Source organism: Terriglobales bacterium, from assembly GCA_035691485.1.
Classification (GTDB): domain Bacteria; phylum Acidobacteriota; class Terriglobia; order Terriglobales; family Acidobacteriaceae; genus JAIQGF01.
Genome location: DASSIZ010000117.1, coordinates 109,778 through 122,599, shown reverse-complemented (window position 1 = coordinate 122,599; position 12,822 = coordinate 109,778). Strand labels below are relative to the sequence as shown.

Here is a 12,822-nt window from a genome sequence, read left to right as displayed (position 1 = left end):
CCAAGAACGGACACGCAAACGAGTCACAGAGACCGCCGGCATCCGGCAATTATCGCACCGAGTGGTGTGTGCAGATCGCTTGGCCCGCGCCGCTCTACGCCGAGTAGATTTTTCCGTGCGTGATCTTGTGGTTGAGCGCCGAAGCCAGCACGTCAATATCCGCAGGTGCGATATTGCACACGATCCTGTCGTCCAGGAACCGGTTCTCTTTTCGCCCCACTGCGTCGCGACGCACCTGCACCATCAGCGCCTGCACCGCGTTGCTGTCGAACTTGAGGGGCGCAATGCGCGCGATCTCGCTCAGCGCCTCGCCCACTGACAGTCCTGGCCGGTAGGGGCGCTCGCTGGTCATCGCATCAAACGTGTCCGCCACCGCCGTAATTCTCGCCGGCATGGAAATCTCATCCGCCGCCAAATGGTCCGGATAGCCCGTGCGGTCCGTCCGCTCATGATGCGAACGGACCACCTCGGGTACCTTCGGCCACGGAAACTCCACGCCCTGCACGATCTGGTGACCCACCACCGTATGGTCGGCCATCTCGCGAAATTCCTCTTCATCGAGTGCGCTCGGCTTGGCGAAGAGACGCTTGTCCACCGCGACCTTCCCAATGTCGTGCAGGTATCCTGCCGCGCGCAATCCTGAAACCTCCGGCTGGTCCAATCCCATGGCCTCGGCGATTCCCGCCATGTACCGCCCCACACGCAGCGAGTGCCCGCGCACGTTGACGTGCTTGATGTCGATGGCGTTGGCGAATGTTTCCAGCGCCGTGTCGTAAAAGTTGTGCACCGATCCGAGCAGCTTCAGGTGTTCCGACACTCTCTGCGCCAGCGACTCCGACAGCGTGTGGTTGTGCACCGCCAGCGCCACGTAGTGCACCATCATGTTGATCGCCTGCAGGTCCTCTTCGCCGTACTGCGTGTCCTCGCTGCGGTGCCCCAGCGCCACCATTCCCACCAGTTTGCCGCTGACCCTCAGTGCCGCGATGCATTTGAACAACTCCGGCGCCACGTTCCCATTCGAACTCAGGTACTGGTCCCACGTGGTACGCGAAATCAGCATCGGCGCGCGTACGTTGTTGAGCGCATGAACATGCTTGGGAAGAAGCGGAATGACGGCCTGTTGCGGGAAAACGCTGAACCCTGTTGCCGCCACTGCGGCCAACACTGCAGGCTTGTCGCGGAACACGAACAGCGCGCCCTCGCGCGCCTCCGACGCCTCCATCAGGCAGGAAAGGATGGCATGTGCGCGTTGCGGAAAATCGGTGTCTGCCGTCATCTCCGAGCCCAATTCGCTGAGGGCTTGGAAGGTGAGCAGAAGCCGCCGGAAATTATCGTTCTTCACTCCCATCGTCGCGTGCGGGATGAAGAATCGCAATGCAGAGCAAGTTGAGATTACCACGCCGCCGCGGTTCGCGCCCTATCACCCCGTGTTGGCTAAGTAGGTTCGAACTCCTGTGCTCGCAAGCAGTTACGATGTATTCGGGCACGACAACCGTCTGCCGGCTCTTTCAAAAGTGTTCTCTCAACCCGGCAAACTTCTCCAACACCAGGAGTCGCTGCCCCGCCGGTGGCTTCGCCACTTCCTCGTGCTCCAGGATCCACGTCTGGTCGTGCGGAACGAAGACCGCGTTCAGTCCTGCCTCCAGTGCGGGATTGATGTCTGATTTCGGGCTGTTTCCGATCATCCACGTGGCAGCGTGCGCCAGTCCGTACTTCCCGACCACCTCTTCATACGTCTGCGCGTTCTTCTCGGCCACAATTTCCACTGCCGCGAAGTAATCCTTCAGCCCCGACCGTTCCACCTTGCCCGACTGTTCGGTGACGTTTCCCTTGGTCACCAGGATCAGGTGGTGCTTCGCCGACAGGTACTGCAGCGTCTCCGGCACCGCCGCGATGATTTCCACCGGGTGCTCGGCAATGGCGTGCGCGAAGCTGTGAATGCGTTCGTGCTGCTCGGGCGTGACCGGCTCCACCGCCAGTTGCTCGAAAGTCCGCATCAGTGCATGCGCGAAGCTGATCAGCCCGTAACCGTGCGACAGAATGCATTCGCGCTCCACTTCGTTGAGCACTTCCCGCACCCGCTCCGGCGAATACTCGCGATGGTTCAGGAACGAGATGAACTTGGCAATCGCGCGCTCGAAATACACGTTGTTTTCCCACAGCGTGTCATCGGCATCGATGAGCAGCGTCTGCGCGCCGTTCATTGGGACTTGGGCGGACATGGCCTTCAATATTCCACGAACTCCCGGCGCTTGTCATCCGAGCGAGGCCGCACGCAAAGTCGAGGACCCTGCGCGCCTGAATCTGCAGGCACCGTTTTCAAGGCGCTTCAATTACAATCTTCACCCTATGCGAAACGCGGGCGTTCGATTCGCCATTGCGTCCCTGGTGCTGCTCATGCCGCCGATTGCTCATCCGCAAACGAAACCTGATTCATCCAGAAAAACCGGCGGCACGCCTGCCGTGAAAGTCGTCCCCGATATCGGCCAGCGCGTCGCCAAGTTCAAGCCCGTGGAAATGCCGTTGCCCTCCGGCCTCAGCCTGCGCGAACGCCAACTCGTGGAGAAACTGGTCCAGGCCAGCCGCTACATCGAGGACATCTTCTGGCGCCAGAGCGATCCCGATGCTCTGAGCCTCTACCAGCAACTTGCCGCCAGCAAAGATCCGAGCGAGCAGCTTGCCCGCAAATACATTTTCATTAATGCCGCGCGCTTCGACCTGCTGGAAGACAACCAGCCGTTTGTCTGCGCTCAGGCAGGGACTGACCCCTGCCCGCCCATGTATCCCGGCCGCGGCTTCTACCCGACCGGACTCACCCGGGACCAGGTTGATGACTACGTCAAGCAGCACCCGGACGCAAAATCCGCCATCTACGGTCCGCAGACCGTCGTGCGCTGGAAAGGGAACCAGCTCGAAGGCGTCCCTTACCGCGTCGCCTACCGCTCGTTCCTGGAGCCGGCGGCCAAGGCGCTGCGCGCGGCTGCCGAACTTGCTGACGAGCCGCAGTTCGCCGGCTTCCTTCGTCTTCGCGCCGACGCTCTACTCACCGACGACTACTACAATAGCGATCTTGCCTGGCTCGATCTCAAGAATCCCAAGTTCGACGTCATTTTCGCGCCCTACGAAACTTACGAAGACGGGCTTCTCGGCGTGAAGACCAGCTACGGCGCCGCTGTCCTCATTCGCAATGAGGCGGAGAGCAAGAAGCTCAGCCTGTACGAAAAATATATTCCCGACATCCAGGACGCGCTACCCCTCGCCGCCGAGGATCGGCCCTCCAAGCGCGGCCATCAGACGCCAATGGAAGTCATGGACACGCCCTTCCGCGCCGGTGACCTCAATCACGGCTACCAGGCCGTCGCCGACAATCTCCCCAATGACTCGCGCATTCACCAGGAGAAGGGCACCAAGAAGATTTTTTTCAAGAACTTCATGGACGCGCGCGTCAACTTCGTCATTCTTCCTATCGCCAAAAGAATCATGCGCGCCGACCAGGCCGCGCAGGCTTCCGGCGAGGGATACCTGGCGCATACCCTGCTCCACGAGATCTGTCATGGGCTTGGCCCCGCCTTCGCGCGCCAGAACGGCAAGCAGGTGGACATCCGCGAGGCCATCGGGCCGGCATTCAGCGGCCTCGAAGAAGCGAAGGCCGATGTGGTCGGTCTGTTCGGCCTGAAGTGGCTGGTGGATCACGGCGCCATTCCCAAAGATCGGCTGCCGGAGTTTTACTCTTCCTATCTCGCGGGGCTTTTTCGTACTATGCGCTTCGGTACCGCCGAAGCGCACGGCAAGGCCGAGATGATGGAGTTCAATTATCTGTTCGAGCAGAAGGCCATCCAGCGCGAAGCCAGCGGCAAGTATGTGATCGACTATGCCCGTACGGCGGTGTCCATCGCGGCGCTCGCCAAGGAGTTGCTGGAGATGGAAGCCACCGGCGATCGCGCCCGCGCCGAGAACTGGTTTGCCAGGTACGACGTCATGCCGCCGGATTTGAAAGCCGCGCTCGACACCGTGGCCGACGTTCCGGTGGATATCACCCCCAATTTCTCGTTTCCGCAGCGTGTGGAATAATGGCCTGGGAACTCAAGGAACGCCGTTACTTCGATCGCGTAGCGATTCCGGCGAACGCGAACATGTTCGTGCAGGACGACCAGGGCAATCGGCTCGGCCGTGTCACCATGCTCGGTCGCGGCGGCTTCCTGCTGGACACCGAGCGCAGGTTTCCCGCCGGTGAAGCGCTCACCATGTTCTTTGTGGCCGAAACGGAAGGGATTCGCCGGGCAGTGAATATAGTCCAGCGCTATACCGCGCCAAACGGAAATGTCGGCTTCGAATTTCAGGGGCTGGAGCCGGAGGTGACGATCGAAATCGCCGTCCTCATCGGCAAGTATTTCGAGGCTTCTAATATAACCCAATAATCCGGGGATCGCGGAATCAGTTCGGCTTGTTTTATTTGTGCGATTCTGCAGTTCTGCGATTCGGCAATCTCAGGACACAAACTCGACTTTCGGCTCTTTCGCGATCACTCCCATCTTCCAGCCGAGATCCAGCAGCAGCGCCACCGCGGCGCGCCCGTCCTCACCGTAGTCAAGCGTGCGCTCGTTCACGTACATGCCGACAAACTTGTCCGCCGACTGCGAGTCCAGGTCGCGCGCGAACTGCATCGCGTATTCCAGCGCCTGTTCGCGATGTTGCAGGGCATACTGAATGCTGCGCTTCAGCGCGTCGGAAACGCTGGCAATGGTGTCCGGGCCGAGTTCGCGCCGGATTGCGTTGCCGCCTAGCGGCAGCGGCAGGCCATGCTTGTCGCGCCACCACTTGCCGAGATCGATCACGCGGTGCAGCCCCGACTTCGCGTAGGTCAATTGCCCTTCATGAATGATGAGACCGGCGTCGTGCTTGCCGCCGAGCACCTGGGGAATGATCTGGTCGAAGGGGACTACCTCGGTCTCCACCTGGGGAGCGAACAGCTTTAATGCCAGGTACGCGGTCGTCATCTCGCCCGGCACCGCGATGCGCCGGGTCTTGGCCTCCACGATCGACAGCGCCTTGGCGGCGACGATCATCGGCCCGTAGCCCTCGCCGACACTTCCGCCGCACGACATCAGCGCATACTTGTCCTGGACGTAGGGGTAAGCATGAAAGGAGATGGCGGTCACGTCGTAGACGCCTTCCATCGCCTTGCGGTTGAGGGTTTCGATGTCGCAGAGCGTGTGCGTGAACTGCAGCCCGGGCACGCGGACCTTATTGGTCGCCAGGCCGTAGAACATGAACGCATCGTCCGAGTCTGGACTATGCGCAATGCTGATGGTGCGCGCTTTGGTCGAGGCCGAGGTGGGCATGGCTGGCTGAACGAACCTGACGATCTTGCGTCTTAGGCTTTAGATTTACGACAGAATCGTTCATTCTTCAATCGACAAGATGAAACCTGCCGTCGCAAATCTTCGATGGTTTCAACTCACAATTCCACTCGCATCGCAATTCGCGCCGCCGCCGCAATCTTGATTACTTCGGCGAACACAAATGGGTACAGCCCGAAATTCATTGCTTGCGCGGCGCCATGGGTCATTATCGTGAGCCAGGAGATGCCGCCGGCGAATATGACCACCTCCGCTACCAGCGCCGCCGCCACAAAGCGGCGGAATCCGGCGGCGCCGTGCTCCGCTATCCACCCCGCCAGGAATGCCGCCAACGGATAAGCCAGGAGGTATCCCCCGGTGGGGCCGAGCAGTTGCGCGATTCCCCCCGGTCCGGCGGGGCTGAACACCGGCAATCCGGCGGCGCCCTGCGCCAGGTAAAGCGCCAGCGCCGCGAAGCCGCGCTTGCTTCCCAACCGTACCCCGACCAGCAGAACCCCGAAGTTCGCCAACGTCAGCGGCACTGGCGTGAAGGGAAGCGGCAACGAAAGCCGGGCGCACAGCGCAACCAGCAGGCTCGCCCCGACCACGATCAGCACCTGGCGAACGGCGCTGGAATCCATGACCTGTTGCTGCACGATGGACGATGTTCTTGACATGATGGCTCCAAGCTCTCGGCACCCGTTCCATCGCCGGCTCAATGCCGGCGCCGAGTGCGAATTAATCGCCGCGCACTGCTTGCCGCGCCTCGTGCTCTTCCGCCTCGTGCCGTTTCGCGAGGTGGCGGCGGACACGCACGTAAACGGCGCCGGCGGCGTACAGCAGCGCCAACGTGGAAATCACCAGTACGGCGTATAAAATCCGGATCAACACCGCGTCAAGGATACCAGAGGAATCGACGATTGCAGATTGCAGATTGACGACTCACACTTTGCCGTTCCTTTTCTAGCCATTCGCGTGACTCATCACTGTCGCCAATCCCCAATCGTCAATCCTCAATGACTTCCCAGTGCCTTCTCCACGTCATCAGCTGACTTCGGGAGCGCGCAGCTCAGACACTGCAACTTCCCGCTTGCATCTACCAGGAACGTGTCCTCGATGCGCACTCCGATTTTTTCTTCCGGGATGTAGATGCCGGGCTCGATGGTGAAGACCATGCCCGGGGCGAGCGCGGCCGAGCTGTCACCGGGATCGTGGACATTGAGTCCGACAAAGTGGCTGAGCCCATGAATGAAGTACTGCCCGAGCGGCTGGCCGTGGGTGTCCTTGCCGTGCGAGTTGATGTAGTTGTATGCCACCGTGAACAGGGAATTCTCGCCGCGTCCGGTCATGGTGGACTGTCCTGCCTTGAAGGCGTTGATGGCCGCCAGCTGTGCTCCCGCCACAATGTCGTAGATTTCGCGCTGCCGCGGGGTGAACCTGCCATTGGCGGGCACAGTGCGGGTAATGTCGGTGGCATACATCGAATATTCGCCGCCGACGTCCATGACGACAATGTCGCCGTCGTTGATCGGCCCGGAATCCTCATCGTAGTGCAACACGGTGGAACGGAAGCCGCTGCCGACGATCGGACCGTAGGCGGGGCGCTCGCACCCGCGCCGCTCGAACTCGTAGACCATCAGCGACGCGATCTGGCGCTCGCCGATGCCCGGCTTTATCGCCTTCCACGCCGCCAAGTGGGCGGCCACGGAAGCGCCGGCGGCCTCGCGCAGCAGTTCGATTTCTCCGGCATCCTTCACCATGCGCAACTCGGCAATGAGGGGACGCACATCCTTTCCGCGGAGCCGCAGATTGGTCTGCTTCAGCCAGTCCAAGGCGAGCTTCGAGTCATCCCCGTGGTTGACCAGCACCATGCCGCCGAGCGGGGGCGTGACTTTAACCAGTTCCTCACGCAGCGCATCGAGCGGCAGGATGCGGTCAAAACCAAGGTTCCTGGCCTCGGTATCGTCGGGGCCAAGCTTGGGACCTGTCCAGCGCTCGGCGGCGCGGTTGCGCTGCGGCAGCAGCAGGACCTCGGAGTAGGGACGCGTCTTGAAGGTCGAGGGCCGGCCCGGCGGCAGCTGCGCATTCATCTCCTGCAGCGCTTTCTCGTCTAGGGCGGGAACAATCAGCAGCGCCGCGCCCGGCTCGTTGACGCCGGTGAGATACCAGAAGTCCTCGTCCTGGCGGAAGCCGGTAAGCACTTCGGAGGCGTCACGCTGGATTGGAGCGAATACAACGATGGGCGAGCCACCAGCCTTCTTGGCCAGCGCCTCGCGACGGGCGCGGTAGGCCCGGTTCGGTTGGCGCTCCAGGGCGGAAGCGGCGGCGGAGACCAGCAAGAGGAAGATCAGTAAGCGCTTCAAGATTGTGACCTCACGGGCGAAGCGGGAATTATACCGAGGGAGGCGGGTAGACAGCTGTCAGGGGAGCCGCTGGCGGTCAAAGGATGGCTGCCGATCGCTTCCGAATAAAATCCAGGCCGCCTCTCATGACGACACTGTCCGCGCTGTGAATCTCAAGTGGATCACCTTGCGGGCTGACGCTGTTGGGGGTAACCTTCTGGCCGTCTGCCGGCTCGAAGATTGAACAAATCCCGCGTGAAATGAGTCGATGCGCCGTTGCGGAGGTGGGGAATATGAGGCTGTTCCTTTCCGCCCAAGTTTGTGCCGCGGTGTGCTGCTTCTTTTTTGTGCCCGCCGCATTGGCGCAATCCAAGTCTGGCCTTGCGCAGCAACGATCGGGTTCTGATTCCTGGAGCACGCACACTGACCCCGCGGGATTCGTCGTCGATCTTCCTTCTGCCTGGACCGTCGCTAAGGAGCAGGCAACCGGCCGCATCGTCCTTCGCGGGATCCGCGGCGAACAAGCCGTGATTTGGCCACTGTTTCTTGCGCATGCTGAACTCGATTCCGGCCGCGCCGCGATCCTGCTCCCGCAGTTGGCGCATCGAGTCGAGGCTCAGATGGCTTGGGGTAAGGTTCAATCCACGCAAAGAGTCGTTCGCACGTTCGCGTCGGGCGGTCAACGCAGCGGGACGGCCCTGCTGAGCTGGGCAAATGGCGCGAGCGGCGCCTCGGCTTACTTTTACTGCCTGGAAGCCCCGCGCGACGTCTACCACAGTTCCACAGACTCCTTCGTCAGAATCCTGAACAGCTTTCACATTGTCCAGGACCCCTCCCTCAAGAGTCTCGCGGAATCTGCCAGCGGTTCTGGCTCTGGAGCGCTCAGTTTTGTGAACTGGAACGATCCCCGCGAAGGCGCATTCAGCATGGCCGTTCCGCAGGGCTGGAGAGTGATTGGTGGAGCCTATCGCCTGAGCGCGACCGATGTTCGCTATGCCGTCACCATGGGCTCCCCGGACGGGCAGGTTCGGGCGACCGTCGGCGACTCGAATATCGGTCTTTTCATTCCGCCTTCACAGATGCTCGCCATGGCTGGCCTCCGGGAAGGCGGCTTTTACGGACTGAGCGACGGTACGAGGGTGGAGGTGCGCCGCTATATCCCAGGCCCGCAGTTTGTGCGTCTTTATGCGCAGAGTTTCATATCGCGCCAGTGCAGCGGGTTGCAGGTTCAGTCCAACAATGCTCGCCCGGATCTGGTTGCGACGTTCGTCCAATCCGCTCGCAACGAAGGCGTGCCCAATCCGTATATCACCGCCGGTGATGTTTCTTTCACCTGCAATCTGAACGGCAGGCCGGTACAGGGCAAGTATGTTGCCGCAACCATGCCTTTTGTCCCCAACCAGACGTCGATGTGGGTCATGTACCGCCTCTATGGATACCTTGCGGCAGCGGGCAGGGAGCGGGATGGAGAGCAGGCAATGGCGCAGGCGCTGCGAAGCATGAAATTCAATCCCCAGTGGGAAGCGCAGCAGAGAGGCATCGCGAACGCAGCCGTGCAGCAGGACAACATTCGCTCCCAGCAGATTCGCAGCCGCGCGCAGCAAGCGATTGCTGAAGACCAGCGTCAGACCTCGCAGACGATCATGAAAGGCTGGGAGCAGCGCCAGAAGGTTTACGACGAGATCAGCCGCCGGCGGGAGAATGCCATTCTGGGGACGCTCGACGTCATCGATCCACAGACCGGGACCCGGTACAAGGTCAGCAACTTCGGCGATTATCACTACATGAGCAACGAAGGCTACATCTACAGCACGAATTCGCCCAACTCCCCAGGCCCCAACCTGCGAGAAATGATTACCCTGCCATATTGACGCTGTTCGCCAACCTGGTTGTGGAGAGCGCGCCAGCTTTACCGAGGCCGGCAACAAGCCAATTCGCGCTGCCCATCTCAGTGCCGACCTTCATAATTGACAAATAGTTCAGGGAACTGCTGTCTCAGGGATTCGATCTTGGGACGATCACAAACCTGAATATAGGGATTGTCCGGGTGGTGGAGCGCGTAATCCTGGTGGTAGTCCTCGGCACGGTAGAAGGCCTTCAACGGCGTCACCTGAGTGGCGATTCGTCGCGGAAACACCTTCGCTTTGTCGAGTTCTGCGATATAAGCAGTCGCGATTCGCCTCTGGTCGTCATCGACGTAGAAGATTACCGACCGATACGAGGTACCGACGTCCGGGCCCTGCCGGTCGATCTGCGTCGGATCGTGGGCGACGGAAAAGAAAATGCGCAGCAATTGACCATAGGTGATCTTAGAGGGATCGTAATCCACTTCGACAGATTCCGCATGTCCAGTGGTTTCCGTCGTCACCTGATCGTAGGTTGCCGTTGCTGCGGAGCCGCCAGCATATCCAGCCGTGGTGTTGATCACACCCTTCACTCTTTCAAAAACCGCTTGCGTTCCCCAAAAACAGCCGCCCGCGAACACCGCCTTCTGTTTGCCTGGGGTCAAAGCGAGGGAAACATCCACTTTCGCCGTTGGAATCGGCGTCTTTGGAGCGGCATTCGCGTTACACGCGACAACAAAAATCGTGCATCCCAGGATCACAGAAACACCTAGCAAACGCGTGCGCATAAAGATCCACCTCTAGTCCTGCTCTTTATATGAGACGCGCTTTTCGGTGAATGGTTGCGATATCGGAGATAGCATCGAATGTTCAGACCTCCAGCCGCCGCTCGTAGTCCACCGACTCGCCATGCTCCAGATTCCTTCGCAGGATTCGCAAATACATCGCCCAGCAATAACAGGAGACGCGCCAATGTTCGTTCTGCTCGGGCCAACCGGTGTGATAGAAGCGGACCCATGTCACGTTGTTTCCTTCAGGCGACAGTTCACAGCCGACGCGGGTGCCCATCCAAGCCAGATGCGCTACCGTCATCTGAAGCTCGAAGGCGGAAGGCGGAATGTAACGCGTGACTTTAGCTCGCCAGTTGTATTCCGGACCGAAATAGAGCCCAAACTCGCCTGCCTCGCGCAACTCTCCTGTCGATTTCTTGGTCCACCATTTATCCAGCCCCGCCGGTGTGGAGAACAAACGGTAAACCTCACCAACCGGAGCCTTCACTGTGAACTCGTGAATGATGTCGGCCATGCTTTCCCCGTCGTCTTTCGTCCGAGTGCGCAAGTTTACTAAAAGCCTCGACGCGGGCGGTGTCGGACTTTATCAATCGATCAGCGGCGACTATGCGGAGGCGGCCTCGCGGCGGAAACTTCCGGCATTCTCCGCCAGGAATTGATCGAAGCGGCGCGGTTCGCTATTCAGGATGCGGCGAACGTCGTCGGTGACGGCAGCGCCGGGGCCGTCGGTGTAGAAGGTCTGCAATTCGAGCAGGGCGTCGGCAAGCCAGGCAGGCATTCCCTGGCCGAGCATTGCCTGCTTCAACTCGGCGGCAGGAAGATCGACGTAGCGAATGGGCCGGCCGGCGAGAATGGAGAGCCGTTCCGCAATGTCACGATGGGTCAGCAGTTCAGGCCCCGTGAGCGTGTAAGTCTGGCCGGCGTGCCATTGCTCTTGGGTGGTGAGGACGGTGGCGGCGACGGCGGCGATATCGCGGAGATCGATGTAGGCGATGGGCGCGTTTTTCAGCGCCGCAAAAAATGCGCTCTGCGCGCGGATGGTAGGAGAGTAGAAGGCGACAACGTTCTGCATGAAACTTTCCGGACGCAAAACGGTGGCAGGCACTCCCGAGGCGCGCACTTTTTGTTCCACCTCGTAATGCCAGGTGGGAAACGACGCATTGGTCTGGCCGGCGCCAAGGGCGGAAAGCTGCACCAGGTGCCGAACACGATGAGCGCGGCAGGCTTCCACCATGGTGCTTTCGAACTCGACGAGTTGTGGGATGGGGGAACAGACGAGAAAGACGCGATCGACGCCGTCGAGCGCGCGATCGAGGCTGGCTCTATCGCTGTAGTCAGCGATCGCCCGCTCGGCAGCGGCGGGCGCCTGGGCGGCATCGGAGGCGCAGCGGTACATGGCCCGCACCGGGGCATTGAGTTTCAGCAGCGCATTCAGCACCGCACCACCAACATTTCCGGAAGCTCCCGTCACCAGGATCACGACCCACCTCACTTTCAGCTTCGGCATGTTGAGATGATCGGCAAAGGATGTCAGATTCGCGAGTTGGTGTCGGCTGCTGGGACAAGAGGAGAGTATCTTGTTGAGCATGAAATCAGGTACCTGCGGTTTCGCTCTTGCCGTCCTGTTTGCCGCCACGATGTTCGGCGCCGATCTGCAGAAAGACCTCAACACAATGGCGGCGCAACACGCGGGGAAGGTGGCGCTTTATGCCAAGAACCTGAAAACGGGCGCCGCGGTTGCCGTGAACGCGGACGAGCCGGTGCAGACGGCGTCGGTGATCAAGTTGCCGGTCATGATCGAAGCATTTTACGAAGCGGCGGCGGGCAAGGTGCAACTGGAGGAGCGGCTGAAGCTGGCGAAGGAGAATCAAGTGCCGGGATCCGGCGTGCTGACACAGTTGCAGCCCGGGCTGGAGCCGACGCTGGCCGATGCCGTCACCCTGATGATCATCATCAGCGATAACACGGCGACGAACATGGTGCTGGACCGCATTGGCATTCCGCCCGTGAATGCGCGCATCGCGGCCATGGGCCTGAAAAACACCTACCTGTACAAGAAAATCTTCACGGCCGCGGAAGGGCCGATGCCGGCGGACCAGAAGAAATTCGGGCTGGGTAAAACCACCGCCCGGGAGATGGCGGAAGTGATGGAGAGCATCCAGCGATGCGACCTGAAGAATGAAGGACTGTGCGCGCGCATGCTGGCCATCTTGCGCGCGCAACAAGATCAAAGCATGATTCCGCGCTACATCACGACCGGAGAAAAAGGGCTAGCGGCGTCGATCGGCGACAAAGTGGGCAAATTGGACGCAGTACGCAACGACGTGGCGCTAGTAACCACCAAGGCGGGGCCCATCATGATCTCGATTTTCACCTGGGAAAATAAGGACCAGCGCTGGACGCCGGACAACGAAGCCGAAATCCTGATCGGCAGGATGGCGAAGCGCGTGGTGGACGAATGGACGCAGTGAGGCGCTTGCCGGCCCGAGAGAGCGTGGCAAGCGCA

General features: G+C 60.6%; 13 protein-coding genes. 4 read left to right on the top strand and 9 right to left on the bottom strand.

The features are described 5' to 3' along the window. Positions 1-94 precede the first annotated feature (94 nt). A complete protein-coding gene (locus VFI82_15365; GenBank protein HET7186064.1) occupies positions 95-1,342 on the bottom strand; it encodes an HD domain-containing phosphohydrolase in 1,248 nt (415 codons plus the stop codon). Between the two features lie 166 nt (positions 1,343-1,508). Then, on the bottom strand, positions 1,509-2,222 hold the full coding sequence (locus tag VFI82_15360; protein ID HET7186063.1) for an HAD family hydrolase: 714 nt from the start codon (positions 2,220-2,222) through the stop codon (positions 1,509-1,511). A gap of 241 nt (positions 2,223-2,463) precedes the next feature. Between VFI82_15360 and VFI82_15355 the strand changes: the two genes are divergently transcribed. Continuing rightward, positions 2,464-4,071, top strand: coding sequence for a Zn-dependent hydrolase (locus VFI82_15355; GenBank protein HET7186062.1), 1,608 nt, complete (start codon positions 2,464-2,466; stop codon positions 4,069-4,071). Then, complete coding sequence (locus VFI82_15350; protein ID HET7186061.1) at positions 4,071-4,418, top strand: PilZ domain-containing protein; 348 nt, start codon at positions 4,071-4,073, stop codon at positions 4,416-4,418. The genes VFI82_15355 and VFI82_15350 overlap by 1 nt, the downstream gene beginning before the upstream one ends. Before the next feature lie 69 nt (positions 4,419-4,487). On the opposite strand, the gene VFI82_15345 is transcribed toward VFI82_15350, so the two are convergent. The 4 genes from VFI82_15345 to VFI82_15330 all read right to left on the bottom strand — a co-directional run bounded on the left by VFI82_15345 (position 4,488) and on the right by VFI82_15330 (position 7,702). After that, positions 4,488-5,342, bottom strand: a complete 855-nt coding sequence (locus tag VFI82_15345; protein HET7186060.1) for an MqnA/MqnD/SBP family protein — start codon at positions 5,340-5,342, stop codon at positions 4,488-4,490. Positions 5,343-5,458: 116 nt separating this feature from the next. Continuing rightward, positions 5,459-6,016, bottom strand: coding sequence for a biotin transporter BioY (locus VFI82_15340; protein ID HET7186059.1), 558 nt, complete (start codon positions 6,014-6,016; stop codon positions 5,459-5,461). Between the two features lie 61 nt (positions 6,017-6,077). Continuing rightward, positions 6,078-6,227 carry a hypothetical protein gene (locus tag VFI82_15335; protein ID HET7186058.1) on the bottom strand — a complete coding sequence of 50 codons (150 nt, stop codon included), beginning with the start codon at positions 6,225-6,227 and terminating at the stop codon, positions 6,078-6,080. Positions 6,228-6,352: 125 nt separating this feature from the next. Continuing rightward, entirely contained in the window at positions 6,353-7,702 is a 1,350-nt protein-coding gene (locus VFI82_15330; protein ID HET7186057.1) for an aminopeptidase P N-terminal domain-containing protein, read from the bottom strand. A 272-nt stretch (positions 7,703-7,974) separates the two neighbouring features. On the opposite strand from VFI82_15330, the gene VFI82_15325 reads away from it, so the two are divergent. Beyond that, positions 7,975-9,552 (top strand): hypothetical protein, encoded by a 1,578-nt coding sequence (locus VFI82_15325; GenBank protein HET7186056.1) that lies wholly within the window; start codon positions 7,975-7,977, stop codon positions 9,550-9,552. Positions 9,553-9,629: 77 nt separating this feature from the next. Here the strand turns inward: VFI82_15325 and msrA are convergent, their stop codons facing one another. The 3 genes from msrA to VFI82_15310 all read right to left on the bottom strand — a co-directional run bounded on the left by msrA (position 9,630) and on the right by VFI82_15310 (position 11,823). Next, entirely contained in the window at positions 9,630-10,313 is a 684-nt protein-coding gene (gene msrA / locus VFI82_15320) for a peptide-methionine (S)-S-oxide reductase MsrA (GenBank protein ID HET7186055.1), read from the bottom strand. Positions 10,314-10,395: 82 nt separating this feature from the next. Continuing rightward, positions 10,396-10,830: an SRPBCC domain-containing protein gene (locus VFI82_15315; GenBank protein HET7186054.1), complete on the bottom strand. Its 435-nt coding sequence runs from the start codon at positions 10,828-10,830 to the stop codon at positions 10,396-10,398. A 90-nt stretch (positions 10,831-10,920) separates the two neighbouring features. Then, positions 10,921-11,823, bottom strand: coding sequence for an SDR family oxidoreductase (locus VFI82_15310; protein HET7186053.1), 903 nt, complete (start codon positions 11,821-11,823; stop codon positions 10,921-10,923). Positions 11,824-11,902: 79 nt separating this feature from the next. Here VFI82_15310 and VFI82_15305 point away from each other — a divergent pair, with 79 nt between their 5' ends. Then, on the top strand, positions 11,903-12,787 hold the full coding sequence (locus VFI82_15305) for a serine hydrolase (GenBank protein HET7186052.1): 885 nt from the start codon (positions 11,903-11,905) through the stop codon (positions 12,785-12,787). The last annotated feature ends 35 nt before the right edge of the window (positions 12,788-12,822 follow it).

Coding starts and splice junctions, on each gene's coding strand:
- VFI82_15360 (HET7186063.1), bottom strand. CDS start 2,222: ATGTCCGCCCAAGTCCCAATGAACGGCGCGCAGACGCTGCTCATCGAT.
- VFI82_15350 (HET7186061.1), top strand. CDS start 4,071: ATGGCCTGGGAACTCAAGGAACGCCGTTACTTCGATCGCGTAGCGATT.
- VFI82_15345 (HET7186060.1), bottom strand. CDS start 5,342: ATGCCCACCTCGGCCTCGACCAAAGCGCGCACCATCAGCATTGCGCAT.
- VFI82_15340 (HET7186059.1), bottom strand. CDS start 6,016: ATGTCAAGAACATCGTCCATCGTGCAGCAACAGGTCATGGATTCCAGC.
- VFI82_15325 (HET7186056.1), top strand. CDS start 7,975: ATGAGGCTGTTCCTTTCCGCCCAAGTTTGTGCCGCGGTGTGCTGCTTC.
- msrA (HET7186055.1), bottom strand. CDS start 10,313: ATGCGCACGCGTTTGCTAGGTGTTTCTGTGATCCTGGGATGCACGATT.
- VFI82_15315 (HET7186054.1), bottom strand. CDS start 10,830: ATGGCCGACATCATTCACGAGTTCACAGTGAAGGCTCCGGTTGGTGAG.
- VFI82_15310 (HET7186053.1), bottom strand. CDS start 11,823: ATGCCGAAGCTGAAAGTGAGGTGGGTCGTGATCCTGGTGACGGGAGCT.
- VFI82_15305 (HET7186052.1), top strand. CDS start 11,903: ATGAAATCAGGTACCTGCGGTTTCGCTCTTGCCGTCCTGTTTGCCGCC.